Genomic DNA, 25,566 nt, shown 5'->3' on the forward strand with positions numbered 1-25,566 from the left:
CGCAGATATCCGGCCCCCGGCGACCGCGACGCGATCTGGCCCCGCGATGGTAAATCACGCGGATTCAAGACGCAAAAAAACCGGCCCGTCTGACGAGGGGCCGGTGTGGGCAGGGGAGTGCCGCGCCGCGGGTACCGCCGGGGTACCCGGTTCGACGCGCGGCCGTGTATGCCGACGATCAGGCGGCGCGACGCTTGAGCAGATCGAGTGCAACGTCGACGATCATGTCCTCCTGACCGCCCACCATCCGACGCTGCCCCAGCTCGACCAGGATGTCCACGGTCTTGAGGTTGTAGTGCGCGGCGGCGGCTTCCGCATGGCGCAGGAAGCTCGAATATACGCCTGCGTATCCGAGCGCGAGCGTCTCGCGATCCACACGCACCGCACGATCCTGCAGCGGACGCACGATGTCGTCGGCGGCGTCCATGAGCGTGTACAGGTCGCAGCCATGGTTCCATCCCAGGCGCGACGCCGCCGCGATGAAGACCTCGAGCGGCGCATTCCCCGCCCCTGCCCCCATGCCGGCGAGACTCGCGTCGATCCGGTCGCACCCCTCTTCCACCGCAACGATGGAGTTCGCCACGCCGAGGCTCAGGTTGTGGTGCGCGTGCATGCCGGTAAGCGTCTCGGGCTTGAGCACGTCCTTGAATGCGCGGAAGCGATCGCGCACATCGTTCATGCCGAGCGCACCGCCCGAGTCCACCACGTAGATGCACTGCGCGCCATACGATTCCATGAGCTTGGCCTGTTCGGCCAGATGCTGTGGCGTGGTCATGTGGCTCATCATCAGGAAGCCAACGGTGTCCATGCCCAGCTCACGCGCATAGGCAATGTGCTGGCGCGAGACGTCGGCTTCCGTGCAATGCGTGGCGATGCGCACCACGCGGGCCCCCGCGTCATACGCCTCGCGCAGGTCGTGCACAGTACCCACGCCCGGCAACAGCAGGGTGGCGACCTTGGCGTGCGTGACCGTCTCGGCCACGGCGGCGATCCACTCGAGATCGGTGTGCGCGCCGAAGCCATAGTTGAAGCTGGAGCCGGACAGGCCGTCGCCGTGCGCGACTTCGATCGAATCGACACGGGCGGCATCGAGCGCGGCCGCAATCGCCTTGACGTTGGCAATGCTGTACTGGTGACGAATCGCGTGGCTGCCGTCGCGCAGCGTCACGTCGGAGATATAGAGCTTTTTCTGCGTCATGATGGTGTGAGTCTCCTGATAGCGCGTGCGACGTTCAGGCCGCGAGCGCCAGGCGCGTCGCGGCGATACGGTCGGCGCAGGCCAGCGCGGCGCTGGTCATGATGTCGAGGTTGCCCGCGTAGGCCGGCAGGTAGTGCGCGGCGCCTTCGACTTCGAGGAACACCGACGTCTTCAGGCCCGTGAGCTTGCCCAGGCCCGGCACGTTGAGCGGACGCGAGGCGTCGAACAGCTCGAACTGCACCTTCTGCTTGAGGCGGTAGCCCGGCACGTAGCTGTGCACCTTGTCGACCATCGCCTGAATGCTCGCTTCGATCGCGGCCTGATCGCCCGGCTCCGACAGCACGAAGACGGTGTCGCGCATGATGAGCGGCGGCTCGGCCGGATTGAGCACGATGATGGCCTTGCCGCGCGACGCGCCGCCGAGCACCTCGATGGCCTTGGAGGTCGTTTCGGTGAATTCGTCGATGTTGGCGCGGGTGCCAGGTCCAGCCGACTTGCTGGAGATCGACGCGACGATCTCCGCATAGTGCACCTTGGCGACCTGCGAGATGGCGGCGACCATCGGAATCGTGGCCTGACCGCCGCACGTCACCATGTTGATGTTGCGCGCATCGAGGTGCGCGTCGAGGTTGATCGACGGAATCACGTACGGACCGATCGCCGCCGGCGTCAGGTCGATGACCTGCACGCCGCGCGCTTGCAGCAGTTCGTTGTGATGCGCGTGCGCCTTGGCCGACGTCGCGTCGAACGCGATGCGGATGTCTTCGAATCCCGGCATGGCAAGCAGGCCGTCGATGCCGCCGGCCGTCACCGGCACGCCCAGACGCTCGGCACGCGCCAGGCCGTCCGAGGCCGGGTCGATACCGACCATCGCGCCCATCTCCAGATGCTCGCTGTTACGCATCACCTTGATCATCAGGTCGGTGCCGATGTTGCCCGAGCCAATGATCGCCACTTTCTGTTTGCGTCGTTCTGTCACTGTCGTCTCCTGAACGTGTCCGTCGACCGGTATGAGGCGCATAGTATTTCCCCGCCGACTAAAATGTCAACATGTAAACATTGATCTCATATATTGGGATTTTAAGAGTGCAAAGCCTGGCACGGCTTATCCACATTTTTTGTTCACAAGCCCGTTGATAACTTGCGGAAAAGCATGCCAAGTGACTGATTCGACAGGGAAGAATGACGACGCGCGAAAGTTGTGCCGCGTGCGCGAAAACCAGGCGCGGCGCGGGTTTTCGGTGGATGCCGTTATCCACAGAATCTGTTTGCAAGCCAGTGGACAACTTCAGGATAGGTCGCCCAAGTCCTTGATCGGACGCGGGAAAAGTGTCGCGCATATTTGCTGCGCCATCGCCCCGATCCTCGAGACGCGGCATGGTGGGCCGGTCGGGCGCACTTCGGCGGGAGGCGTCATCGCATGCGTTATCCACAGAAAATGTTCACAACCCGGTGAATAACACGTCGATATCCGGCGTATGCCTTTGACGCAAAAGGCTTTCTTTTCGTCGCAGCCGGATCGGTCACGTCTTGCAAGAGCGGCGGGCACCGGGAGAGGCGCGGGTCGCGAGGCGAACTTTTCGCCGGCGAGGGGGGTCTAGAAGACACGCGAATGCGGGGCAGGCGCGCCGTCGTCCATACCGGCACTGACTCCGGCACCGGCACCGACACCGACACGTTACCCGCCCCTGCCCGCGCCACGCGTCGCCCCGCGATGTCGACGATCACAATCGACACGCGTCTCGCAACATCGCTCGCACAACCATGACTACGCCCCCCCAATGCATCGGGCGGCTCGCGCCATCGATCTCACTCGCATCGCTTGCCGTCCACACCCGAATCGTTCTCTCTCCCTTGCGCGTCCATCCGCTACGCCGCGCGTTTCAGGCGTCGCGTCGCCATGCGCTCGCGCTGGGTGCCGCCGTCGCCTGCCTGTCGCCACTTGCCGCGCGGGCAAACGACGCCCCCGGCGTCATGTCGACCTGGACCGGTGCGATCGTCGACGAAGTGCGCGACGTGGCCACGCAAGGCGCCAGCGATCTGTACGTGCCCTTGCACACGCATCATCTGCGCTTCGCCTACACGGCCGACAAGATCGCCCAATACAACGAAAATCCCTGGGGCCTGGGCTACGGCCGGGTGTTGTCCGACGGCAGGAATGGCTCGCGCATGCTCTACGCCATGGCATTCAAGGACTCGCACAACGACTGGTCGCCGATGGCCGGCTACGGCCGCATCTGGAACGTCGCGAACGCGGGCCCCGTGCGCTTCGGACTCGGCTACACGGTGTTTCTGATGTCGCGCTCCGACACGCTCGGCGGTGTGCCCTTCCCCGGCGCGCTCCCGCTCGCCGAGATTGGCGTGGGACGCGCGTCTGTCTCCACCGCATATGTGCCTGGCGGCAAGGGCAACGGCAACGTGTTGTTCATCTTCGGGCGCTACACGTTCGGCAAACCCGGCTGATGCCGCGCGGGGTCCGTCGGCACCATGGCGCGCGCACTCCATGCGCCGAACCCCGCGATGTACAGATAGGCCGCCGCCGGCACCAGGAAAGACAACATGAGCCCGGCGGCGTCGGCGAGCATGCCCTGCAGATAGGGCAACACCGCACCGCCCACGATCGCCATGCAGATCAGGCCGCCCCCCTCGCTCACGCGCGCCCCCAGTCCCCCCACCGAAAGCGAGAAAATCGTCGGAAACATGATGGCATTGCCCAATCCGCAAGCCAGCAGCAGCCACATCCCGAGCGACGCCGGCACCGCCAGCGACGCCACGATCAGTGTCAGGTTGTACAGCGCGCATACGCTGAGCATCTTGCCGGGAGACACCCGGCGCAGCAGCCATGCGCCGACGAAGCGCCCGACCATCGCTCCGCCCCAATAGAACGGCAAATATCGGCTCGCATGCGCGTGGTCGGCAATGCCCGTCTGCGTGTTCGTCAGAAAGACAATGAGAAAGCTGCCGATACTGACTTCCGCGCCGACATAAAGAAATAGCGCCACGATGCCGTAACGCAAGGGACGGTGCGCGAACAGGCCGCCAACGTTGGCGCGCACACCCGGTCGCGGCGTCCCGGTGGCGCCCGGCTCCGGCAGCGCCAGGCGCCACAGCACGATACCGCCCAACGCCAGCACGCCCGCCAGCAGGCCATAGGGTCCGCGTACGCTGTCGGCGGCGTGCCCGGCGACCGCCGACGATTGCGGCGCGAGGATCCAGAGGGCGGCGAGCGGCGGACCGATCGTGGTGCCCAGCGAGTTGAATGCCTGAACGAGCGTCAGACGGCTCGCGGCCGCACCGCGCGAGCCCAAGGTCTCCACATACGCATTGACGGCGACCTGCAGCAGTGTGACGCCGCTCGCGAGCACGAAGAGTGCAGCGAGGAAACAGGGATACGAGACCAGTGCCGCGGCCGGAAAGAACAGTGCGCAGCCAAGACCTGCCAGCCACAGCGAACTCGCCAGGGCGCGCCGGTAACCGACGCGCGCCGTGTACTGCCCCGCCGGGTACGACACGACGAAATAGGCGGCGAAGAAGCTCGACTGGATGAGCGCCGCGTCGCGATACGTCAGGTCGAACGCCGCCTTGAAGTGAGGCACGAGAATATCGTTGAGCGACGTGATGAGTCCCATCGCGAAGAACAACGTGGCGAGCACGGCAAGCACGCGGTTCACGGAAGGCCGGGCCGCCGGAGCCGCATTCCAGGCATCGGGGCCGCAAATGGTTTGGTCCGGGGTTTGGTCGGCGGTTTGGGGGGCGGTTTGGGGGGCGGTTTGGGCTGCGGTGCGGGGTTCGCAGAGGCGATCGTCGGGCATGCATCTCTCCAGAGGGCAACGGCACTAGCGCGTTGATGCGCAATGAAGGGGGGCAGACGTAAGGAGTGTAGACCGCACTATCCATGCCAGGATACGGGGGAAATCTCATATTTGCGTGACGCGGCGATGTTTCCGATACGCCGTGGAGCGCGCGTTTTATCTAGTTGTTCGCTGTTTTCGGCGCTTGTCAGCCGACATCTTTTGATCGACTATCCGCAGCACGGGATAGGCCGCACATTCGGGGATACATCATGCGGGGATTGGCTTCATTCAAGATTGCGACAGCATGGCTAGTCGCGGGCACGCTCACCTATGCGGGCCACGCGCAGGCGCAGCCAGCGCCTGCCGCGCTCGCACCGCTCGCCTGCAACTGTGCGCAGATCGTCGCCGACTGTTCGGCTTCCGTATCCGTTCTGCCCGTACGCGCCCTCAACGGCGCGTTCTCGGCCGACGTGACGCTGCAGACCGACGCGCCGTCATGTGCGAAGGTCGACTACCAGCTCGATGACACGGCGTACGTGACGATTGTGCAGAACGGCGCGCAAAGCGCACTGCGTCTGTACGGCACGCGCCCGCTCACGCGCAACAACCTGTCGCACATGTCCTGCCACGTGTGCGCGTCGGCTTCGACCCCTGTGCCCAACGACGGCTTGCCGCCGGAGATGGCGCGCGTCGACGGCGCCCCGGGCACCTACAGCGCAGCGCCGACCGCGCCGATCGCGTATGCAGCGCCGGCCCCGCTGGCCGGCCACGGTGCGCAAGTGCAGCCGCTCCCCGCGACCGCCGACGCCACCAGCGCAGCCGCGACGCAGCCGCCGCCGAGCCAGATCGGCGACACGGCGGGACTGAACGCGGTGAACGCCACCCGCGCGGGCACCCCCGACGTTGCGCGCGACGTCACGTCGATCGACGCACCGACACCGGCCGGCGTCACCGTCGTGACCCCACCGATTCCGCCGGGCACGGTCATGCAGGCGAACGCGCAGGTGCCGGCACGCGTGGTGAACCCGTCGGGACGCTGGCGCGGCCTGTGCACGAACGCGCCGCTATGGTGGCAGTTGTGGGGCTCGCCCATGACGCGACTTATGTCGCTCGCGCTCAACGGCGCGCAGGTCACGGGCAGTGTCGACGATGTCGAGCCGAATGTTCACACCTCGGTACAAGGTACGCTCGTCGGCGAAAAACTGCAGATGGCCGGCAGTTTCGGCGCAAAGCACGACATCACGTTCGGCGCCGACGGCACCACGCTCACCGACGCCTGGTGCAATGCCGACGGTCGCTGCGAAACCTGCGAAATGCAGCGTTTCTGAGGGTTTACGGGCGATCGAGGCGTTGCCGCGCACGGCGCTTCACACGGAAAATTCGGTGTTACGTCGCCCGCAATGACGCGAGGAAAGGCGCGCCGGCGTCGCGGTGAAAAAAACGCGACGGCGCGAACCCGTCGATACGCCGCGAACAAAAGCGCGATAAATCCCGCGGGAAAACCGCTGCGATCCGGCGCGCAGCCTTGTGCGGCAAGCGCGCAACATTGTGCGCGCACTACTCGCACGAAGCCATTTCTTAGGTAGAATCGTCGGCGCAGCAAGACGTATCATTCGGGTGGCCGTTCTCCGACGGCACTTTCTTATTCTCATCGATTGGATCGATATGGCAACGGCAAAGAAAGCAGCAGCAAAGAAGGCCCCTGTGGCGAAAAAGGCCCCGGCCGCCAAGAAGGCGCCGGCAGCGAAGAAGGCTGCTCCGAAGGCAGCCCCGAAGACCGCCGCGAAGGCAGCTCCGAAGGCCGCCGCGAACGGCAAGGTTTCGCCGATCAAGGAAGCACTCAACAAGACCCAGCTCGCAGCACACCTCGCCGAACAATCGGCAGTCGCCGTGAAGGAAGTCAAGGCAGTGCTCGCCGCACTCGAGAACACCATCATCAGCTCGCTGCACAAGAAGGGCGTCGGCGAATTCACGCTGCATGGTCTGTTCAAGGTCACGTCGCAGCAAATCGCCGCCAAGGCGAAGCGTTTCGGCAAGGACCCGTTCACGGGTCAAGAGCGCTGGTTCCCGGCCAAGCCGGCTTCGGTGCGCGTGAAGGTTCGCCCGCTGAAGAAGGTGAAGGACGCCGCCCAGTAAGTCCTGCGCTCACGCCGCCGTGCACGCCACGGCGCGACGAAAAGCGAAGGCCTGGCAGGCTGCGCCTGATAACGGTGCCGATTTTTCGGCACCGTTTTTTTTGCCCCCCGTTCGCTATCTCGCCATCCCGCGCCCCTGCTGCACCGCCCTCCCCCTCGCGACCGCCGTCCCCGGACGCCACGATTTCGCGAACTCCCCACGGCCCGACGCGCGCACCCCCTGCGCTCCCGCATGTGACTGATTTCGTCATCCTCATCACTTTTACGACGGCTTCGTCGCGCCGCGCGGCGTCGCCGAACCTCGGGTTTTCGCTCGGGTAATTGCTGAGTGGACGCCTTTATTGCCGCCCGCTACCATCGCTCGGGACGCCCGTCGGCCAGTGCGCTGACCGGTCGCGGCATTTCGCTCGCGCCACACCATCGGCCACGCCGGTGGTGGTTTGCCCGGCTTCAGGAGACTCAACATGACTCGCAAGTTGTCGCGTCACCCTGTACCAGAACGCACCGCGTTGCCACACCCGGCCAGCCGCCGCACGCCCGCTGGCGAGATCGATCCGCATTCGCGCCGCGGATTTCTCGCGACGCTCGGCGTGGCGGCGATGCCTGCGGGCTTCGTCGGCTCGCTCGGCGGCACGCTCGGGAGCGTACTCACCAGTACGCTCTCGCTGTTCGCCACACCCGCCCATGCGCAGACCGTTGCCGACATCAAGAAGAAGGGAACGCTCAACGTGGGGATGCTCATCGACTTTCCTCCCTACGGCACCACGAACGCCCAGGCGCAGCCCGACGGCTACGACGCCGACGTCGCACGGCTGCTCGCGCATGACATGGGCGTGAAGGTGAATCTGGTGCCGGTCACGGGACCGAACCGGATCCCGTACCTGCTGAGCGGCAAGGTGGACGTTTTGGTTGCATCGCTCGCGATCACGCCGGAGCGCGCGAAACAGGTCCAGTTCTCCAAGCCGTATGCGGCCGCGACCATCGTGCTGCTCGGCAAGGCAGGCACGGCGATCAAATCCGCCGCGGACCTCAAAGGGCTGCGGGTAAGCGTGGCGCGCGCGAGCACACAAGACATGGCCGTCACGAAAACGGCCCCCGTCGGCACCGAGATTCGTCGCTTCGAAGACGACGCCTCCGCCATGCAGGCGCTGCTCACCGGCCAGGTCGACGCCATTGGTTGCTCGGTCACCGTCGCGAATGCGATTCGCCAGCGCGCGCCTGGCCAGTTCGAGCCAAAGTTCAACCTGCTTCAACAGGCCATGGGCATCGCCATGCGTCCCAATCAGCCAGAGCTGCTCGCGGCGGTCAATGACTTCGTCACGCGGAACACCAGCAATGGCGAGCTGAACAAGTTGTATCGGAAGTGGCTCGATACGGATCTGCCGAAACTGTCGTAGCCGCCGTCCGCTTCGGCGCATCGGGGTCGCGCCGAAGCCATCGATATCGCCCGCTGCACATTGCCCCGCCTTCACAGCCCTGCCCTTCTGCCGCCCCTCCCACACCCGACTGTATCGAAATGCGCATTTCGATACAGTCGATGCGTTCACCATCGAAGTCAGAATCGCCTCAAATCGCCTGCCGCACGGGCATTGCCGCGTCCCGACCCGAAGCACGGCAAAAAATAACTTTGCTTTCGATTCAATTTAGATATATCGTAAACACATCTTAACTACATCGAAAAGGAGTCGCATCATGCGTGGATCACGTGGCGATTTCATGGGCCGGGGCCCGCTGGACCTGGACAAAATGGACTTTGGCGACGAACGCCGCGGCGGGCGGCATGGGCGGCGCAGCGGTGGCGAGGGATATGGCGAGGGTCGCTTCGGACGCGGCGACGACGCGCGTGTGGAACGCGGCGGCCGGGGCGGACGAGGCGGCGGCCGGCTGTTCAGCCATGGCGGCCTGCGCCTCGTGCTGCTTCACCTCATCGCTCAACAACCGCGTCATGGTTACGAGCTCATCAAGGCCATCGAAGAAAGCGTGAACGGCACTTACAGCCCCAGCGCGGGCGTGGTCTACCCGACGCTCACGCTCCTGGAGGAAATGGGCTTCATCCGTGTGCAGGAAAATACGGGGGACAGCCAGCGCAAATCTTACGAAGTCACCGACGCCGGCCGCGAATACCTGGCCGAGAACGAGGATTCGGTGACGGAACTGCTCGCACGGCTGGCCACGCGGCGTGAACGTTCGGAAGACATGCCGCCGCAGGTCATGCGCGCGCTGCACAACTTCAAATATGCCGTGCACCTGCGTCTTGGCGGCGAGCCGCTTACGACCGATCAGGCCAATGCCTTCGCCGCGATTCTCGACGCGGCCGCACAACAACTGGAGCGACTCTGATGCAAGACAACGCTGCACCGAACGCCATCCCCGATCGCACGCCACAACGCGTGCGCCACGAACTTCGCATGCGTTTGCTCGAAGTGCGCGACGTCGAAGCGCTGACGCCCAACATGCGGCGTGTGACCTTGGGCGGCGACGATCTCGAGGGTTTCGAAAGCCCCGGCTTCGATGACCACGTCAAGCTCTTCTTCCCCGACCCGCAAACCGGCGAACTGGTGCTACCCAGGGTCGGCCCGGAAGGGGTGGCCAAACCCGCGCCCGGCGATGCGCCGCGTCTCATGCGCGATTACACGCCGCGCCGGTTCGACGCGGCGACCCGCACGCTCGTCATCGACTTCGCGCTGCACGACTCCGGCCCGGCCACCGAGTGGGCGCGTTCGGCGAAGCCGGGCGACCGCATTGGCGTTGGCGGACCGCGCGGCTCGTTCATCATTCCGATGAATTTCGAAGGCTACCTGCTCATTGGCGACGACACCGCCCTGCCTGCCATCTCGCGACGCCTGGCCGAATTGCCGGCCGGCTCGCTGGTCTTCGTGTTCGTGGAAGTCGACAGCCCGGCCGATCGGCTTCGCTTCGCGAGCGATGCCGACGTCGTGGTCGAATGGATCTATCGCGAAGGCATCCCCGCGGGACAGAGCACCGCGTTGCTCGACGCGCTTCAGGTGGCCACGCTGCCCGACGGCGACCTCCACGCCTGGGTCGCGGCGGAAGCCGGCGTGGCGAAGGCCATCCGTCGCTACCTCGTGGACGAGCGCGGCCTGAATCCGAAGTGGGTCAAGGCGGCGGCATACTGGCGACGAGGCGACGCCGCCGTGCACGAGAATCTCGACGACTGATCGCCGGGGTCGCCGTCCTGCGCAGGGCCGTGGAAAACAAGGCCGCGCGGATATTCTTCTCAACCCCACGCTCGAGCGTCTCACCTTCGTATGCACATGCCCCTCATACCGGACACGAATCTGTTCGCCGGCCTGCCCTCGCACCCCGATCCGGCGGCCGCCGAGCAGTTCGACAGGCTGATCGACCGGCCCGGGCTGCGCGTCGAGCGCATCGTCTCGACCGGGCAGGCATCTCCACCCGGGTTCTGGTACGACCAGCCGCAACACGAGTGGGTCGTGCTGCTTGCCGGCAGCGCCGGGCTGGCGTTCGCGGACTCGGCGGGCGACACGCTCGTTCTGCGGCCCGGCGACGCGGTCACGATCGCCCCGAATCGGCGTCACCGCGTGGAATGGACCGCGCAGGGCGAGACAACCGTGTGGCTCGCGATCCATTACGACTGAGCCGTCGTCGCCCCTTTGGAGAAATTCCCTGCCGCCTTTCGGAATTGCCTGATAGAAATGCCGGGAACAAATTCCGACTATGGAAACGCGCCCGGGGATGTCGAGTCCCGGCATTTCAAGGGCGGTTCACCCAAAGGGGGTACGACGACATGGAGCAACGCAAACGACACGACGGTTTCGAACGTTGGGCCGCGGGCGCGACGGCGCGTCAGGCAGGCAGGGACGATGCGCGTTGGCGCGTCTTTCGCCCCCCCGAGCAGGCCGATTTTCACGGGTTCGTCGTTTGGTGCTACACGCAGGGCGTGTTTCTCGGGCAGGAGTTCGATCGGCGGACCGACACCATTACCCACTGCTACGTGCGCAATGGCGCGTGGGCGGTCCAGTTCGATTCATACGGTGAAGCCTGCGAGCGCGCGTTCGATATTCACACGCCTACGCTGATCCTATATGCGCCTGAGCGCAATGGCAGTGTTTTCATTACCGGCACCGAACAATAGACGCCGGGCGTCACCGCTGCGCGCGACCCGACGCACGATCCAAACGAAAACACCGGGCAGCCAATCGGCTGCCCGGTGTTTTTCACGCCTCGCGAAGCGATAGGCGCGCGTCGACGTTCAGCCGCGGCGCTTGCCTGGGCGTCAGGTGTAGTTGCGAATATCGTCGATTTCCGTCTGACCGAAATCGTCGCGCTCGGTCAGTGCCAGAATGCGGCGAGCGACGTCCTCAGGCGACGACAGCTTTCCGCTCGCCTTGAGTTCCTGGAACCGGGCCAGCGCCGGGAAGCTTTCCTCGCTGCTGCTCCGAATCGCCTCCTGCATGCCGGTGTCGACCACGCCCGGGGCAAGCGAAACGGCCTGCACACCGTGCTCGCGATGTTCGGCGTTCACCACGCGCGTATACATATCCAGCGCGGCCTTCGTCGAGCAGTACACGGCCCAGCCGGCGTTCGGATTGCGTCCCGCTCCGGATGAGATGTTCACGATCTGGCGGCGGGCCTGCAGGCCCTGCGTGGCCGCGAGAAAACGCGAGGTCAGCAGCATCACCGAGGTGACGTTCAGCGCGAACGCGGCGCCGATGGCCGCCGGGTCGTTCAATGCAGCGGAATTGGCCACCGGATGCACCGTGCCCGCGTTGTTGATCAGCAGGTACCGGCCTGCATTGCGGGGCAATGCGGCAAAAATGCGCTCGGCAACCTGCCCCGCGGCGGCCGTGTCGGCCAGATCGACGCAAATCTGCTCGAGCTCGACGCCCTTGGCCGCGGCCTGCGCGGCGAGGTCGTCGTCGGTGCGGCGTGCCATCGTGACAAGGCGGGTGCCAGGAGCGAGCAGGCCGCGAGCGAGTGCGGCGCCGAGACCGCGGGACGCACCGGTAAGCAAGGCAATCGTTTGGGACATCGGGAGATGGGCGGCTGGAGCACGCCGCAAAAAATGACGAATGGGACGCCATTATCCGCGCATCGACGCGGTGCCGCTATCCTGACTTTGCGTCGCTTTTCTCGCCGAGCCGGCGTGGCCGCGTCAAAACGACGCCACCGGGCTGCAAAGCGAAATGGTGTATTGCAGAATATAATCGCGAACTTCGCGCGCTGATGACCTACCGTAGTCATAGCGGACTCGGCGAGCCCTCTGCACAACGGTGCGAAGCCGCGCAGCGCTTCGGCGCCATCGCGCGCCAATGCGCGTCAATGCGCCGAATCCCCAAGGTTGTCCGGCCGATACGGGGTTTTGAGTGCTCTGCACATTACCGCCTTATGGGTATATATTCCCCCCTCATGGAAACGATACCGAAAATCATTTCGGCACCTGATGCTGCGTCCGAACGCCCCGTGCCGCCACGTCCGCGTCAATACGACGCGCGGCTCGCACGCTGGCTCGTCACGCCGCTCGTCGACACACGCGTCACGCCGAACCACCTCACCACGCTTCGCCTGATCGTCGGCCTGGCCTGTACCTGGGCATTCGCGCAGGGTGGCTACGCCATGGCCAATCTGGGCGCGGTGCTGCTGGTACTGTCGAACTTCATCGATCACACCGACGGCGAGCTGGCGCGCATCAGCGGCAAGAGCAGCCGTATCGGCCATCTCTATGACCTGGCCTCCGACGCCCTGGTGACCGTGCTGCTGTTCGGTGGCATCGGCATGGGCGTGGATGCCATGGCCCCGGAGCAGTACCCGCTGCCCGTGCCGCTGTCGGCCTCGGCGCTCGGCTGGATCGCCGGCGTTGCCGTGGCGCTGATTTTCTTCCTGCGCATGCGCATCGAGGACCGCGTGGGCAAGGCCGGTACCCGTCAGGCCTCGGTCGGCGGATTCGAGACCGAAGACGTGTTGTATCTCATGCCGCTCGTGACGCTGTTCGATGGCACACGTGGCTTTCTGATCGCCGCGGCGATCGGCGCGCCGGTCTTTGCGCTGTTGGTCATCGCCGATTATGTGCGCGTGATGCGTCGCGCGACGCACGCGAGCATGCTTGCGCCGGACACGGCCAACGGTGCCGCACCGGCGGCCCCAGTCTCCACCGAACCCGCCGCCTTCGCGGCCGACGCCGAAATCGAACGTGCGCTCGACGCCCTCGACATCGACGATGTCTCCCGTGAATTCAAATCGCAGGACGCCTTCGTCTATCTCGAGAAATTCCTGCCGGAGTCGGTGACGCAGCAACTGATCGCCGCCGCGCGCGCGGTCACGCCGAACGTGAACCGCAACTATCTTCCCGGGCACAAGCAAGGCGGCAGCGTGAGCCGACATACGCTCGACGAGCGCGCGCCGTTCGTGGCCGAGCTGTATCGTTCGCCGGCCCTGATGCGGTTTCTCGAGCGGCTCGCCGGCGAAAAGCTGCTCCCCTCGCCGCAGGACGACCCGCACGCTTACGCGCTGTATTACTACACCCGCCCGGGCGACCACATCGGCTGGCACTACGACACTTCCTACTACAAGGGCCGCCGTTACACGCTGCTGCTCGGCGTGGTGGACCAATCGAGCTGCAAGCTCGAATACCGGCTCCACACGCGCAACCCGGGCGCCGCGCAGATCGACGGCGCCGTGGCGTATCCGCCGGGGGCGCTGGTGTTCTTCGACGGGGACAAGTTGCATCACCGGATTACGCCGCTCGGCGACAACGAAGAGCGAATCTCGCTCACGTTCGAGTACGTGACCGATCCTCGCATGGGCACCTGGCAGCGCTTCATCTCCAACATGAAGGACGCCATTGCCTACTTCGGATTCCGGCAAGTGTTTCGTCAAGTACTGGGACGGACGAAACGCTAGATGAACCGGACCGCCATCGTCTCTCTCACCCTCGGTTTTGCCCTTTTCGTGGCCCTGCTGATCTGGCAGGGCACGGGATCGGTGATGTCCACGCTGGCCGGCGCCGGCTGGGGACTGCTGCCGATCGCCGCCTTCCACCTGGTGCCGTTGGTGCTCGACGCCGCCGCGATTCAGGTGCTGGTGGCAAAGTCGTGCTCGCTGCGCCGTGCCACGCTCACCCGCTGGGTCGGCGAATCGGCCAACAGCCTGCTGCCGGCCGGTCAGATCGGCGGACCGATCGCGATGGTTCGCCAGATGAAGCAAAACGGCATGGCCGGGCGCGAGGCGGCGGCGGGCATTACCGTGAGCACCACCTTGCAGGCCGTCGCCCAGATCGTTTTCGCGCTGCTCGGCCTGGCCGTGTTCGGCATTGGCGCGACGCGCGGCACCGGCGACGGCCTGTGGATGCCGATGCTGCTGGCGACCGGGCTCATCTCCGTGCTGCTCTATGGGTTCTATGTGGCGCAACGACGCGGCATCTTCGGCTGGGCGTTCCGCACGCTCTCGAAAATGTCGTCTAAGCGCGACTGGTCGTCGCTGCTCGACCGCGCTGACGCCGTCGACGAGATCGTCCTGCGCATGTACGGCCAGCGCCGCCAGGTGATTGCGAGTTTCCTGCTCAGCCTGGTCGGGTGGATCGTCGGCACGGCCGAAGTGTGGTTGATCTGCCATTTCATGGGCTTCCCGGTCAGCTGGGTCGACGCCCTGCTGCTCGAAAGCCTGGGCCAGGCGATTCGCGGCGCCGCGTTCTTCGTGCCGGGCTCGCTCGGCGTTCAGGAAGGCGGCTACCTGCTGCTCGCTCCGCTCGTGGGCCTGCCGGCCGACGCCGCGCTGGCCCTTTCACTGGCCAAACGCACGCGCGAGTTGCTGCTCGGCGTGCCGGGCCTCGTCTATCTGCATTTCTCCGAACGTGGCTGGCGTCGCCAGCGCGCGGCGCAACAAAGCGTGCCGCTGCCGTCCGCCACGGATACTGCACCGCTCTAAAGAAGGAAATCGATCATGCGGGCCATCATTCTCGCCGCAGGCATGGGCCTGCGTTTGCTCCAGCCCGAGGACAAGCAGTCGCCCAAGTGCCTGCTGAAGTTCGACGGCATGTCGCTGCTCGAGCGCCACCTGCGCATGCTGGCGGCCGCCGGTATCACCGACGTCGTGCTCGCGCTCGGCTTTCACCACGAACAGGTGAGCGAGGAGCTCGATCGCCTGAACTGGACGCCGCGCCCGAAGATCTGCCTCAATCCCGAATTCCATCTCGGCAGCGTGCTCACGCTGCATACCGCCGCGGAGGCCATGACCGCCGGCGGCGACGTGCTCGTCATGGACGCCGACGTGCTCTACGACCAGCGCATTTTCAACGCGCTCGTGGCCGGCGAGACCGCCAATCGCCTGCTCATCGACCGTGATTTCGAAGTCGGCGACGAGCCGGTCAAGCTATGTCTGCGCGACGGCGTACCGGTCGAATTACGCAAGCAGGTCATGGTCGGCCTGACGTACGACACGGTCGGCGAATCCGTCGGCTTTTTCCGTTTCAACGAAGCGACGGCCTCGCGCCTTGCCGAAATCACGCGCGATTACGTCGAAACAGGCCGCGCCAAGATGCCGCACGAAGAGGCCGTGCGCGATCTGCTGCTCGAGCGCGGTGCGCAATTCGAGACCGCCGACGTCACCGGCTTCCCCTGGATCGAAATCGACTACCCTGAAGACGTGAAGCGTGCCGCCGAACAGGTGCTGCCGCAGCTCGAACCATTGACCATGGTGTCCGAATGAACGCTCCCGACGCATTTACCCTCCCGCCGACGGCAACGCGCGCCGCGCGCCTGCGCGCCATGCTGCGCAGCCAGCAACTCGAATTTCTCATGGAAGCCCACAACGGCCTGTCCGCGCGCATTGTGCGCGAGGCGGGCTTCAAGGGCATCTGGGCATCCGGTCTGGCTATCTCGGCGCAGTTCGGCGTACGCGACAACAACGAAGCGAGCTGGACGCAAGTCGTCGACAACCTCGAGTTCATGGCCGACGCGAGCGATCTGCCGATCCTGCTCGACGGCGACACCGGCTACGGCAACTTCAACAACATGCGGCGCCTCGTGCGCAAGCTCGAGCAGCGTGGCGTGGCCGGCGTCTGCATCGAAGACAAGGTCTTCCCGAAGACCAACAGCTTCATCGGTGGCGAGCGCCAGCCGCTGGCCGACGTCGACGAATTCTGCGGCAAGATCAAGGCAGGCAAGGACTCGCAGGGCGACGACGACTTCTCGATCGTCGCACGCGTCGAGGCCCTGATCGCAGGCTGGGGCATGGAAGAAGCCCTGCGCCGCGCCGAGGCGTACCGTCTGGCCGGCGCCGACGCCATCCTGATCCACAGCAAGCTCAAGCGTGCCGACGAGATCGTGCAGTTCGCCCGCGAATGGGATAACCGCTGCCCGCTGGTGATCGTGCCGACCAAGTACTACAGCACCCCGACCGACGTTTTCCGGGACGCCGGCATCAGCGTGGTGATCTGGGCGAACCACCTGATCCGCGCGGCCACCTCCGCCATGCAGGCGGTCGCCGCGGAGATCCATCGCAGCGAAACGCTGGTCAACGTCGAGGACCGCATCGCGACCGTCGACGAGATTTTCCGCCTGCAGGACGCCGAGGAATACGCCCGGGCCGAAGATCGTTACCTGTCGGCCGCGAATGCGCCGCGCTCGGCCATCGTGCTGGCGGCGAGCCGTGGCAAGAATCTGGAAAGCGTGACGACCGATCGCCCGAAGGTGATGCTGCCTGTGGCCGGCAAGCCGCTGCTGCGCTGGCTGGTCGATGGCTTCAAGAAGCAGGGCGTGAACGACATCACGGTCGTGGGCGGCTACCGTGCCGACGCCATCGACACGGCCGGCATCACGCTGGCCGTGAACGAACGCCACGCCGAAACCGGCGAACTGGCCTCGCTCGCGCAGGTGGCCAACGCGTTTGCGCACGACACCGTGATCTCCTACGGCGACCTGCTGTTCCGCAGCTACATCGTGCGCGATCTGGTCGAGAGCGAGGCTGACTTTACCGTCGTGGTCGACTCGAGCGCCGCGACCACGGCCAACGCCGCGAACGCCAGCGTGCGCGACTTCGCCTATTGCTCGTCTGGCGACGATCGCGGGCTTTTCGGCCAGCAAGCGCGGCTCGAGAAGATCAGCGGCGACGCATCCGACGCCGGGCGCACACCGAACGGCCGCTGGATCGGCCTGCTGGGCGTACGCGGCGACGACGGCCGCGCGCGACTCCAGCGTGTCTTCGCGGCGTTGCAGACGCGCCCGGATTTCGACCGGCTCGGCATGCCGGAGCTCATCAACGCGCTCGCGGCCGACGGCGCCGCCATCGCGGTGCAATACGTGCACGGCCACTGGCGAGGGGTGAACGACATGGAGGAATTCCGCCGCGCGGGCGACTTCGCCCACGGTCAGACGCCCTTCAGCGGCGCAGCGTCGGAGGCACAAGGTGATTGAGGCGGGACAATTCGTCGAAGCCGCGCGCAAGCATGGCTTCACTTGGTACACCGGCGTGCCCTGCTCGTTCCTCACGCCGTTCATCAACTACGTGCTGCAAGACCCCACGCTGCACTATCTGTCGGCGGCCAACGAAGGTGACGCGGTCGCCATTGCGGCCGGCGCGACCCTCGGCGAGGGCCGTGGCGCCCGTTCGGTCACGATGATGCAGAACTCGGGGCTGGGCAACGCCGTGAGTCCGCTCACGTCGCTCACATGGACGTTCCGCCTGCCGCAGTTGCTGATCGTAACGTGGCGCGGCCAGCCCGGCATCACCGACGAACCCCAGCACGCCCTCATGGGCCCCATCACGCCGGCCATGCTCGATCTGATGGAAGTGCCCTGGGAGCTGTTCCCGACCGAACCCGAGGCGATCGCGCCCGCGCTGGCGCGCGCCGTTCGCCACATGGACGAGACCGGACGCCCCTACGCGCTCGTGATGCAAAAAGGCAGTGTGGCGCCTTACCCGCTGCAACCGGCCGAGCGTCCGGCGCGTGCGGCGCAGCCGGCGCCCGTGTCGATGATGCGCGGCGTCGCGCCGTCCGGGCTGCCGACCCGCCGCGACGCGCTCGAACGCGTGATCGCTCACACGCCGCTCGAAGGCACGGTGGTGCTGGCGTCCACGGGCTTTTGTGGACGCGAGCTCTACGCACTCGGTGATCGCGCCAACCAGCTGTACATGGTCGGCTCGATGGGATGCGTCACCACGCTGGCGCTGGGCCTGGCGCTCGCACGTCCGGACCTGCGCGTGGTCGCGCTCGACGGCGACGGGGCCGCGCTCATGCGCATGGGCGCATTCGCGACCCTGGGCGCCTATGGTCCGTCCAACCTCGTCCATCTGCTGCTCGACAACGCCTCGCACGACTCTACCGGCGCCCAGGCCACCGTCTCGCCGAGCGTTTCCTTCGCGGGCGTGGCCGCCGCCAGCGGCTATGCGCTCGCGCTCGAGGGCGACACGCTCGACGTGGTCGAGGCACTGTTCGACGCCCGCACGGCCAGCCTGAGCGAAGGCCCGCGTTTCGCGTGCCTGAGCACTCGCCCGGGTACGCCAGACGGGCTGCCGCGGCCGAAGGTCACGCCCGAGACGGTCAGGGCGCGACTGATGGACCATATTGCACAACGCGCCCCGGCTTCGGCCTGAGCGACCGATCATTCACGATATCCGACGAGGAAGCTTCGCCATGCTGTTACTGAATCCGGGCCCCGTTACGCTGACCGAGCGCGTCCGCAAGAGCTTGCTGCAACCCGACCTGTGCCACCGCGAGCCGGAATTCTTCGATTTGCAGGAAGAAGCCCGCACGCGCCTGAACGCCGTGTACGGCCTCGACCCCGCAGTTTGGACGCCGGTGCTGATGACCGGCTCGGGCACGGCCGCCGTGGAGAGCATGACCGCCGGACTCGTGCCGGAAGGCGGGCGTTTGCTGATCGTCGAGAATGGCGTTTACGGCGAACGGATCTCACAGATCGCCAGGCAGTACCGCATCGATCACGACATTCTCCATTTCGAGTGGATGCAGGCGCCCGATCTCGCGCAGATCGAGGCCAAGCTCGACGCGGCCGGGGATCGTCCGTACACGAATGTCGCGATCATCCACCACGAAACCACCACGGGCCGCCTGAATGCGCTCGCGGGTGTGGCAGCCGCGTGCCGCGCGCGTGGCATCGACCTGCTCGTCGACGGCGTGAGCAGCTTCGCGGCCGAAGCCATCGACTTCGACGATACGGCGATTGCCGCCGTGGCCGCCACCGCGAACAAATGCGTGCACGGCGTGCCGGGGGTGTCGTTCGTGATGGTGCGCAAGACGGCGCTGGCCAAGGCCTTCAGTCGCACGTATTACCTCGACATCGCGCGCCTGGCCAAGCTGCAGGCCGAGCGCAACACGCCGTTCACGCCTTCCGTGCATGCGTACTACGCGCTGGTCGAAGCGCTGCGCGAACTCGAAGACGCCGGCGGCTGGCAAGCGCGCCATGCTCACTACGCCTCGCTGGCCGAGCAGGCGCGCGCCGGTCTGGCCGCACTGGGCATCGACAGCGTGCTCCCGCCCAACGAGTCGTCGGTCGTGCTGCGCGCGTACAAGCTGCCCGCGGGGGTGGACTATCCGCGCCTGCATGACTGGCTCAAGGCCGACGGCTTCGTGATCTATGCAGGCCAGGGCGGCCTGTCCAGCGAACTGTTCCGCATCTCGACGATGGGCAACCTCACGTCCGCCGACATCGACCGCCTGCTCGCTTCGTTCGCCCGCCTGGTGAAGTGAGCGCGGGGACGGACGTTCAGCCATGACCGATTTGCTAGCCAGCATCCACTCCCCGACCGATCTGCGCGCACTGTCGCGCGCCGACCTGCGGCGCCTGGCCGACGAGCTGCGCGCCTGCGTGCTCGAAAACGTCTCGCGCACCGGCGGGCATCTCTCGTCGAACCTCGGCACTGTCGAGTTGACGATCGCCCTGCACTACGTCTTCGATACCCCCAACGATCGCATCGTCTGGGATGTGGGACACCAGACGTACCCGCACAAGATCCTCACGGGACGCCGCGAGGCCATGCCCTCCCTGCGTCAGTGGCAAGGCTTGTCGGGCTTTCCCAAGCGTGACGAATCGCCATACGACACGTTCGGCACGGCGCATTCGAGCACGTCGATTTCCGCCGCGCTGGGCATGGCGCTGGCGAGCAAGGTCAAGGGCGAGAAGCGACATTCGATCGCCGTGATCGGCGACGGCGCCATGACGGCGGGCGAAGCGTTCGAGGCGCTCAACAACGCCGGCGTGTACGACGACCTGCCGTTCCTTGTCGTGCTCAACGACAACGACATGTCGATCTCGCCGCCGGTGGGCGCGCTCAATCAATATCTCACGCGCCTGATGTCCGGCCAGTTCTATTCGGCGGGCAAGGAAAGTGTGCGCAATCTGTTGCGCAATGCCCCCGCGCCCATGCGCGAGCTGGCCCACCGGCTCGAAGAGCATGCGAAAGCCATCGTCTCGCCCACGGGCACGATGTTCGAAGAGTTCGGCTTCAACTATCTTGGTCCCATCGACGGCCACGATCTCGACGCCCTCATCCCCGCGCTGGAAAACATCAAGGCGCTCAGGGGCCCGCAGTTTCTGCATGTCGTCACGCGCAAGGGGCGCGGATACAAGCTCGCCGAGGCCGACCCCGTGCTGTACCACGGCCCGGGCAAGTTCAACCCGAGCGAAGGCATTCGCCCCGCCGCACCGGGCACCGCGGCGGCCAGGACGTACACGCAGGTCTTCGGCGAGTGGTTGTGCGACGCCGCGGCGGCGGACAAGCGCGTGGTGGGCATCACCCCCGCCATGCGCGAAGGCTCCGGGCTCGTCGAATTCGAGAAGCGTTTTCCCGAGCGGTATTACGACGTCGGCATTGCCGAACAGCACGCAGTCACGTTTGCGGGCGGGCTCGCGACCGAGGGGCTGCGGCCTGTGGTCGCCATCTACTCGACGTTCCTGCAACGCGGCTACGACCAGTTGATTCACGACGTCGCCTTGCAGAATCTGCCAGTCGTCTTCGCGATCGACCGCGGCGGCCTGGTCGGCGCCGATGGCGCCACGCATGCGGGTGCGTACGACATGGCCTATCTGAGATGCATTCCGAACATGGTCGTCATGGCGCCGGCCGACGAAAGCGAATGCCGCCAGATGTTGCAGACGGCGCTCGGCATCGAGGGCCCCAGCGCCGTGCGCTATCCGCGCGGCACGGGTCCCGGCGTCAAGACCGAAGCGCAGCTGTCGACGTTGCCCTTGGGACGGGCGCAGACACGCCGACGCAGCGCCGCCCCGGCGGGCCGTCGTGTGGCCATCCTGGCCTTTGGTTCGATGGTGGCGCCAGCGGAGCAGGTGGCCGGCGAGTTCGACGCGAGCGTGCTTAACATGCGCTTCGTCAAGCCGCTGGACGAAGCGGCGGTGCTGGAGGTCGCGCGCACGCACGATCTCGTTGTCACGCTGGAGGAAGGGGCGATCATGGGTGGCGCGGGCACGGCGTGTGTCGAAGCGCTCAATGCCCACGGCGTGCAGGTGCCGGTGCTGCAACTGGGACTGCCCGATATTTACATCGATCAGGGCACGCCCGCGCAGCAGCTCGCGTCGGTCGGCCTGGACGCCACGGGCATCGCGGCGTCGATCCGTCGCGCGCTGGCCGCGCGCCTCGGCGGCAAGGTCGAGGCCGTCGGGACAGGCGTCGCGGGCGAGGCGCTCGACTCGCCGCACCCGTAAGCGCGAAGTGCATCACGGCCCCTCGGACGCCCAGGGGGCCGGTCCCGAAAGAAAAACGGCACCTCGCGGTGCCGTTTTTCTTGCCTAAGCAAATCCGTCGACCGATTCGCAGGCGCGTCCGTGCCGTCAGGATTTCGGTGGCGGCACGTGAGGCTCGCGCGGCTTGCCCATGAGCACGGGCTGGAAGAACACGGCGCCGATGAGCGTGCACACCAGCGACAACGCCAGCAGCTTGCCCATGCTCGACGTGCCCGGGTGGTGCGAGAGCCACAGGCTGCCAAAGGCGATGCCGGTGGTGGCGGCGGACAGTACGATCGCCTGCGTGAGGCTCGACGCCAACAACCGCGTCTTGCCTTCGCGCCAGGCAATCACGTAGTAGATCTTGAAAGCCACGCCCACGCCAAGCAGCAACGGCAGCGCGATGATGTTCGCGAAGTTCAGCGGCAGCCCGATCAGCACGGAAATCTCCAGCGTGACCGCCGCCGAGACCAGCAGCGGCACGAGCGTGCGCAGCACGTCGCCAAACTTGCGCAGTGCCAGCCAGAGCAACACGGTGATCGAAAGCAGCGCCCAGGCGCCCGCCTCGATGAACGAGCGGATGATGGTGTCGGCCGAGCGAAGAATCGAGATCGGCCCGCCGACGGCGTCCGGGGTCGTCGCCAGCACGGCTGCGCTGAACTTGCGCAGCATGGCGTCGTCGCTCGGATCGGCGCCCTTGTCAACGCGCGGCGAGATATTCACGAGCGCACGGCCGTCAGCCGCCACCCATTGCGAGACGATGTCGCGAGGCAGCGTCTCGCGCGTGACCTCGTGCGGCTGCAACGCATCGCGCAGTTGGCCGAGCGCCAGCTTGAGCGGGTCGGCAATCGCGCGATCCGCACGGTCGCGCGTGGCGGCGTCGGCCGCCGCCAGTTTGCGCAGCGCAGCGGCAAGGCGCTGGGCCTCCCTGGCGCCTTCGCCCGGATGATCGAGCGCGGCATCTTCCAACTGCCCCGCTGCCGTCCTGAGCGACGACACGCGGGCGGCGTCCGCCCCCGGCGCGAGCGGCGTTTGCGTGAGCACCGGCATGAGCGACGCGGAGGCCGTGGCAATTTGCGCGAGCTTGGCCGGCTGATCGGCCGGCATGAACGTCGTGAGCGTGACCACGCGGCCCACCTCGGGCACCGCGCGAAGCCTTGCGGCATCGGCGTCGGCGGCGGCGAGATTCGGTGCGAGCAGTTGCACGTCGTTTACGCCGGCCTCCGGCGAGTTGGCCAGGTCGTTGAGCGTGGCCATCGACTCGGTCTTCGGGTCCTTCAGGTGAAGCGGATTGAAGTCGAAGTGCAGATGCGCGAGCAGCGGCAGACCGGCCACCACCAGCGCCAGCGTGCCGTACAGCAGCGGATTGCGGTACCTTTCGGTGAAATCGTCCACCCGGCCGAGGCTGCGAAAGCCCGGCGGGCTGGCCTCGCCCCTGGGCTTGAGCACGCTGATGAGCGCAGGCAGCAAGGTGATGGCCGACGGGAAGGCTACGCACAGAATCCCCACACCGGCGATCAACCCGAGTTCGGACACACCGCGATAGTCGGTCGGCAGAAACGAGAAGAAGCTCGCGGCCGTGGCGGCGGCGGCCAGCGACAACGGCATCGCAATCGCGCGGCCCGCGGCAACGAGCGCGCCGCGCAACGCTGCTTCGCCCTCGTGCCCCGCCTTGCCGCCGCGCTCACCAGCCTCGCCACGGGCGTCCCACCGATGGCGCTCCTCGCGGTATCGCACACCGAACTGGATACCGAAGTCCACGCCGATGCCAACGAACAGCACCGCGAACGCGACCGAGATCATGTTGAGCGCGCCGACCATCATCAGGCCCAGCGCAAATGTGACGGCCAGTCCGGCGAGCAGCGTAATGAACACCGCCAGAATCATCTTGCCCGAGCGCACCGCCAGCCAGAGCACGACCAGCACGGCAAGCAGCGTGATGACGGCGTTCGGACCGGCGTCCTCGCGCACCGAGGCAAACTCCTCGTCGGACAGCGGCCGCGACCCGGTCAGGCGCACCCGGGCGCCGTAGCGCTCGGCAAGCTTGAGCTCGGCCGCGGCCTCGCGAATGCGCGTGGCCGCGTTCGCCCCGGCTTCGAGCGACGCGTAGTCGACCACCGGCTGCACCTGCACATAACTGCGCGCCACGGTGTCGGGCGTGACGAGCCCGCGCCAGGACATCGCCGCCGCACGACCGGCCAGCACGGCCTCGGTCGTATCGGCCGCGTGTCCCAGAAGGTCGCGCATGTCCGCAAGCTTCACCTGCCCGGTGAGCAGCGGCGTTTGCAGCGTGACCGACAGCAGGTTCGACAGGCCGGTCAGGCTCGGGTCCTGCGCCAGACGATTGAGCAGGGGCTTGGCGTCTTCGAGCTTCCCTGTGAGCGACTTCACGTCGTCCAGCGTCGCGAAGAGCAACGCATTGTGCGCGAAGAATTCGCCCGCTCCCGGCCGGCTCACCGCACGAAACACGTCGGTCTCGGTCGCGAGTCGGGCGGCCAGCTCGGCGGCCGCCTTGTCCGCGAACTCCACGGCGGGCGCGTCCACGACGGCCAGCGTCATGTCGGTTTTCTGCGGGAAGGCACGATCGATCTCGCGGCCACGCTCGGCGGCCGGCGTGTTCGAGTCGATCAGGCTCGAAATGTCGGTGTTGATCGCAAAATGTTTGGCGACGTACACACAACTCGCCATCACGAGCAGCAGCGAAGCGAAGATGACCGGGTACGCGTGCTTCGCCGAAAATCGGACGATGCGTACCACGAGCGAAGTCAGCATGTAGCGGTTCCGGAAGGTAAAGACGGTGTCTCCGCCGCGCTCGCAGCCCCCAAACACGTAACGAAACGTTAGCCGGAGGGCCTGGCGGGGAACCAATCGCGGACGTTGTCCGTCGATCAGCCATTGAAACGCGGGGAAACGGTGTATTGACGAAATCGCAGCAGTATACAAGGCCGCGTGCACTACACTACCGCCTACCCGATTTAAACCGACGATCTCAGGTATGAACAAATTCCTCGTGACAGCATTCAGCGCTGTCGCCTTCAGCGGCATCGGCATGTCGAGCGCCTGGGCGCAGGCCGGCACGTCCAATCCGAACGACATGGTGAAAACGGCCGTCGAGACGGTCGTCAAGGCCGCCAAGGCCGACCCTGCCGCGCGCGACGGCGACGTGGCGGCCACGGCCCGCGTGGTGGCGCGCGACTTTCTGCCCTACACCGATTTCCTTCGCACCACGCGCTACGCGGTCGGCCCGAAGGCCTTCGACAGCGCCACGCCGGCGCAGCAGCAGCAAGTCTTCGAACAGTTCCAGCAACTGCTGGTCAATACCTTCGCCCTGCAACTCTCGCAGGTGCGCGGCACACAGATTTCGTTCAAGTTCGCCCCGGCCAAACTCACCGCGACCAGCAACGACGTCGTGGTCGGCGCCACGGTCAGCGGCACCGGCGACAATCTGTCGGTGGCCTACCGATTGGCAAAAACCGACAAGGGCTGGAAGATCTACGACATCAACATGATGGGCGAGAACGTGGCCAATGCCTGGCTCATCCAGTTGTATCAACCTCAGTTCAAGGCGCGCATCGAGCAGGGTGGCATCGACAGCCTGATTGGCTACCTGCGCGAGAAGAACGCAAGATTTGGCAAATAAAACAAGGACTTGACATTGATTTTCAGGGCCGGCGCGGTCCTCCGGGCGCGCCAATCCCGGCGCCGGACTCGTCTGTGCGCGGCGTTGGCGGGAGACGGGCGCCGGACAGGGGCAGGACAAGCTCCGG

General features: G+C 66.0%; 21 protein-coding genes and 1 pseudogene. 17 read left to right on the forward strand and 5 right to left on the reverse strand.

Annotation, left to right across the window (positions count from 1 at the left end; translation table 11 throughout):
* Positions 1 to 178: 178 nt before the first annotated feature.
* Positions 179 to 1,198, reverse strand: a complete 1,020-nt coding sequence (dmpG, locus tag LV28_RS40995; protein WP_023596988.1) for a 4-hydroxy-2-oxovalerate aldolase — start codon at positions 1,196 to 1,198, stop codon at positions 179 to 181.
* Positions 1,199 to 1,232: 34 nt separating this feature from the next.
* The gene (locus LV28_RS41000; RefSeq protein WP_024788892.1) at positions 1,233 to 2,177 is read right to left on the reverse strand and encodes an acetaldehyde dehydrogenase (acetylating); all 945 of its coding nucleotides are present in this window, start codon (positions 2,175 to 2,177) and stop codon (positions 1,233 to 1,235) included.
* Between the two features lie 785 nt (positions 2,178 to 2,962).
* Here LV28_RS41000 and pagP point away from each other — a divergent pair.
* Entirely contained in the window at positions 2,963 to 3,661 is a 699-nt protein-coding gene (gene pagP / locus LV28_RS41005) for a lipid IV(A) palmitoyltransferase PagP (protein WP_081326921.1), read from the forward strand.
* Here the strand turns inward: pagP and LV28_RS41010 are convergent.
* The gene (locus tag LV28_RS41010) at positions 3,637 to 4,869 is read right to left on the reverse strand and encodes a sugar MFS transporter (protein WP_023596991.1); all 1,233 of its coding nucleotides are present in this window, start codon (positions 4,867 to 4,869) and stop codon (positions 3,637 to 3,639) included. The two genes, pagP and LV28_RS41010, sit on opposite strands and share 25 nt — an antisense overlap.
* Positions 4,870 to 5,261: 392 nt before the next feature.
* Between LV28_RS41010 and LV28_RS41015 the strand changes: the two genes are divergently transcribed.
* The 7 genes from LV28_RS41015 (at position 5,262) to LV28_RS41045 (ending at position 11,244) form a co-directional block, all read left to right on the forward strand.
* A complete protein-coding gene (locus LV28_RS41015; RefSeq protein ID WP_025249504.1) occupies positions 5,262 to 6,320 on the forward strand; it encodes a hypothetical protein in 1,059 nt (352 codons plus the stop codon).
* 337 nt (positions 6,321 to 6,657) lie between these two features.
* Entirely contained in the window at positions 6,658 to 7,128 is a 471-nt protein-coding gene (locus tag LV28_RS41020; protein WP_023873541.1) for an HU family DNA-binding protein, read from the forward strand.
* Positions 7,129 to 7,726: 598 nt separating this feature from the next.
* On the forward strand, positions 7,727 to 8,524 hold the full coding sequence (locus tag LV28_RS41025; protein ID WP_029754203.1) for a transporter substrate-binding domain-containing protein: 798 nt from the start codon (positions 7,727 to 7,729) through the stop codon (positions 8,522 to 8,524).
* Between the two features lie 295 nt (positions 8,525 to 8,819).
* Positions 8,820 to 9,467 carry a PadR family transcriptional regulator gene (locus LV28_RS41030; protein ID WP_023596995.1) on the forward strand — a complete coding sequence of 216 codons (648 nt, stop codon included), beginning with the start codon at positions 8,820 to 8,822 and terminating at the stop codon, positions 9,465 to 9,467.
* The gene (locus LV28_RS41035) at positions 9,467 to 10,306 is read left to right on the forward strand and encodes a siderophore-interacting protein (protein ID WP_023596996.1); all 840 of its coding nucleotides are present in this window, start codon (positions 9,467 to 9,469) and stop codon (positions 10,304 to 10,306) included. Before LV28_RS41030 ends, LV28_RS41035 begins: the two co-directional genes overlap by 1 nt.
* Positions 10,307 to 10,402: 96 nt before the next feature.
* A complete protein-coding gene (locus LV28_RS41040) occupies positions 10,403 to 10,747 on the forward strand; it encodes a cupin domain-containing protein (protein WP_224785326.1) in 345 nt (114 codons plus the stop codon).
* 149 nt (positions 10,748 to 10,896) lie between these two features.
* Positions 10,897 to 11,244: a hypothetical protein gene (locus LV28_RS41045; protein ID WP_023596998.1), complete on the forward strand. Its 348-nt coding sequence runs from the start codon at positions 10,897 to 10,899 to the stop codon at positions 11,242 to 11,244.
* Between the two features lie 141 nt (positions 11,245 to 11,385).
* On the opposite strand, the gene LV28_RS41050 is transcribed toward LV28_RS41045, so the two are convergent.
* The gene (locus tag LV28_RS41050; protein ID WP_038620446.1) at positions 11,386 to 12,141 is read right to left on the reverse strand and encodes an SDR family oxidoreductase; all 756 of its coding nucleotides are present in this window, start codon (positions 12,139 to 12,141) and stop codon (positions 11,386 to 11,388) included.
* Positions 12,142 to 12,518: 377 nt separating this feature from the next.
* Between LV28_RS41050 and LV28_RS49425 the strand changes: the two are divergent.
* The 8 genes and pseudogenes from LV28_RS49425 to dxs all read left to right on the forward strand — a co-directional run.
* Positions 12,519 to 13,199 (forward strand): annotated as a pseudogene (locus tag LV28_RS49425) (CDP-alcohol phosphatidyltransferase family protein); the annotation flags it as partial.
* On the forward strand, positions 13,185 to 14,009 hold the full coding sequence (locus LV28_RS49100) for a HalD/BesD family halogenase (protein ID WP_048806866.1): 825 nt from the start codon (positions 13,185 to 13,187) through the stop codon (positions 14,007 to 14,009). The pseudogene LV28_RS49425 and the gene LV28_RS49100, both read left to right, overlap by 15 nt.
* Positions 14,010 to 15,032, forward strand: coding sequence for a flippase-like domain-containing protein (locus tag LV28_RS41060; RefSeq protein WP_038620442.1), 1,023 nt, complete (start codon positions 14,010 to 14,012; stop codon positions 15,030 to 15,032). It abuts the gene before it with no gap.
* 15 nt (positions 15,033 to 15,047) lie between these two features.
* A complete protein-coding gene (locus LV28_RS41065; protein ID WP_038620439.1) occupies positions 15,048 to 15,812 on the forward strand; it encodes a phosphocholine cytidylyltransferase family protein in 765 nt (254 codons plus the stop codon).
* On the forward strand, positions 15,809 to 17,518 hold the full coding sequence (gene aepX, locus LV28_RS41070) for a phosphoenolpyruvate mutase (RefSeq protein ID WP_023597003.1): 1,710 nt from the start codon (positions 15,809 to 15,811) through the stop codon (positions 17,516 to 17,518). The genes LV28_RS41065 and aepX overlap by 4 nt, the downstream gene beginning before the upstream one ends.
* Complete coding sequence (gene aepY / locus LV28_RS41075) at positions 17,511 to 18,698, forward strand: phosphonopyruvate decarboxylase (RefSeq protein WP_023597004.1); 1,188 nt, start codon at positions 17,511 to 17,513, stop codon at positions 18,696 to 18,698. Before aepX ends, aepY begins: the two co-directional genes overlap by 8 nt.
* Before the next feature lie 40 nt (positions 18,699 to 18,738).
* Positions 18,739 to 19,812, forward strand: coding sequence for a 2-aminoethylphosphonate aminotransferase (locus LV28_RS41080; protein WP_038620436.1), 1,074 nt, complete (start codon positions 18,739 to 18,741; stop codon positions 19,810 to 19,812).
* A 22-nt stretch (positions 19,813 to 19,834) separates the two neighbouring features.
* On the forward strand, positions 19,835 to 21,781 hold the full coding sequence (dxs, locus tag LV28_RS41085) for a 1-deoxy-D-xylulose-5-phosphate synthase (RefSeq protein WP_023597006.1): 1,947 nt from the start codon (positions 19,835 to 19,837) through the stop codon (positions 21,779 to 21,781).
* Between the two features lie 126 nt (positions 21,782 to 21,907).
* Here dxs and hpnN read toward each other — a convergent pair whose 3' ends face one another.
* The gene (gene hpnN / locus LV28_RS41090; protein WP_038620435.1) at positions 21,908 to 24,571 is read right to left on the reverse strand and encodes a hopanoid transporter HpnN; all 2,664 of its coding nucleotides are present in this window, start codon (positions 24,569 to 24,571) and stop codon (positions 21,908 to 21,910) included.
* 223 nt (positions 24,572 to 24,794) lie between these two features.
* Between hpnN and LV28_RS41095 the strand changes: the two genes are divergently transcribed.
* On the forward strand, positions 24,795 to 25,439 hold the full coding sequence (locus LV28_RS41095) for an MlaC/ttg2D family ABC transporter substrate-binding protein (protein WP_038620433.1): 645 nt from the start codon (positions 24,795 to 24,797) through the stop codon (positions 25,437 to 25,439).
* The last annotated feature ends 127 nt before the right edge of the window (positions 25,440 to 25,566 follow it).

The organism is Pandoraea pnomenusa (assembly GCF_000767615.3).
GTDB classification, from domain to species: Bacteria; Pseudomonadota; Gammaproteobacteria; order Burkholderiales; family Burkholderiaceae; genus Pandoraea; species Pandoraea pnomenusa.

What these genes read in the sequence shown, in the direction of transcription:
- dmpG (WP_023596988.1), bottom strand. Translation starts at nt 1,198, where the DNA reads ATGACGCAGAAAAAGCTCTATATCTCCGACGTGACGCTGCGCGACGGC.
- pagP (WP_081326921.1), top strand. Translation starts at nt 2,963, where the DNA reads ATGACTACGCCCCCCCAATGCATCGGGCGGCTCGCGCCATCGATCTCA.
- LV28_RS41015 (WP_025249504.1), top strand. Translation starts at nt 5,262, where the DNA reads ATGCGGGGATTGGCTTCATTCAAGATTGCGACAGCATGGCTAGTCGCG.
- LV28_RS41020 (WP_023873541.1), top strand. Translation starts at nt 6,658, where the DNA reads ATGGCAACGGCAAAGAAAGCAGCAGCAAAGAAGGCCCCTGTGGCGAAA.
- LV28_RS41025 (WP_029754203.1), top strand. Translation starts at nt 7,727, where the DNA reads ATGCCTGCGGGCTTCGTCGGCTCGCTCGGCGGCACGCTCGGGAGCGTA.
- LV28_RS41030 (WP_023596995.1), top strand. Translation starts at nt 8,820, where the DNA reads ATGCGTGGATCACGTGGCGATTTCATGGGCCGGGGCCCGCTGGACCTG.
- LV28_RS41035 (WP_023596996.1), top strand. Translation starts at nt 9,467, where the DNA reads ATGCAAGACAACGCTGCACCGAACGCCATCCCCGATCGCACGCCACAA.
- LV28_RS41040 (WP_224785326.1), top strand. Translation starts at nt 10,403, where the DNA reads ATGCCCCTCATACCGGACACGAATCTGTTCGCCGGCCTGCCCTCGCAC.
- LV28_RS41045 (WP_023596998.1), top strand. Translation starts at nt 10,897, where the DNA reads ATGGAGCAACGCAAACGACACGACGGTTTCGAACGTTGGGCCGCGGGC.
- LV28_RS41050 (WP_038620446.1), bottom strand. Translation starts at nt 12,141, where the DNA reads ATGTCCCAAACGATTGCCTTGCTTACCGGTGCGTCCCGCGGTCTCGGC.
- LV28_RS49100 (WP_048806866.1), top strand. Translation starts at nt 13,185, where the DNA reads ATGCGTCGCGCGACGCACGCGAGCATGCTTGCGCCGGACACGGCCAAC.
- LV28_RS41060 (WP_038620442.1), top strand. Translation starts at nt 14,010, where the DNA reads ATGAACCGGACCGCCATCGTCTCTCTCACCCTCGGTTTTGCCCTTTTC.
- LV28_RS41065 (WP_038620439.1), top strand. Translation starts at nt 15,048, where the DNA reads ATGCGGGCCATCATTCTCGCCGCAGGCATGGGCCTGCGTTTGCTCCAG.
- aepX (WP_023597003.1), top strand. Translation starts at nt 15,809, where the DNA reads ATGAACGCTCCCGACGCATTTACCCTCCCGCCGACGGCAACGCGCGCC.
- LV28_RS41080 (WP_038620436.1), top strand. Translation starts at nt 18,739, where the DNA reads ATGCTGTTACTGAATCCGGGCCCCGTTACGCTGACCGAGCGCGTCCGC.
- dxs (WP_023597006.1), top strand. Translation starts at nt 19,835, where the DNA reads ATGACCGATTTGCTAGCCAGCATCCACTCCCCGACCGATCTGCGCGCA.
- hpnN (WP_038620435.1), bottom strand. Translation starts at nt 24,571, where the DNA reads ATGCTGACTTCGCTCGTGGTACGCATCGTCCGATTTTCGGCGAAGCAC.
- LV28_RS41095 (WP_038620433.1), top strand. Translation starts at nt 24,795, where the DNA reads ATGAACAAATTCCTCGTGACAGCATTCAGCGCTGTCGCCTTCAGCGGC.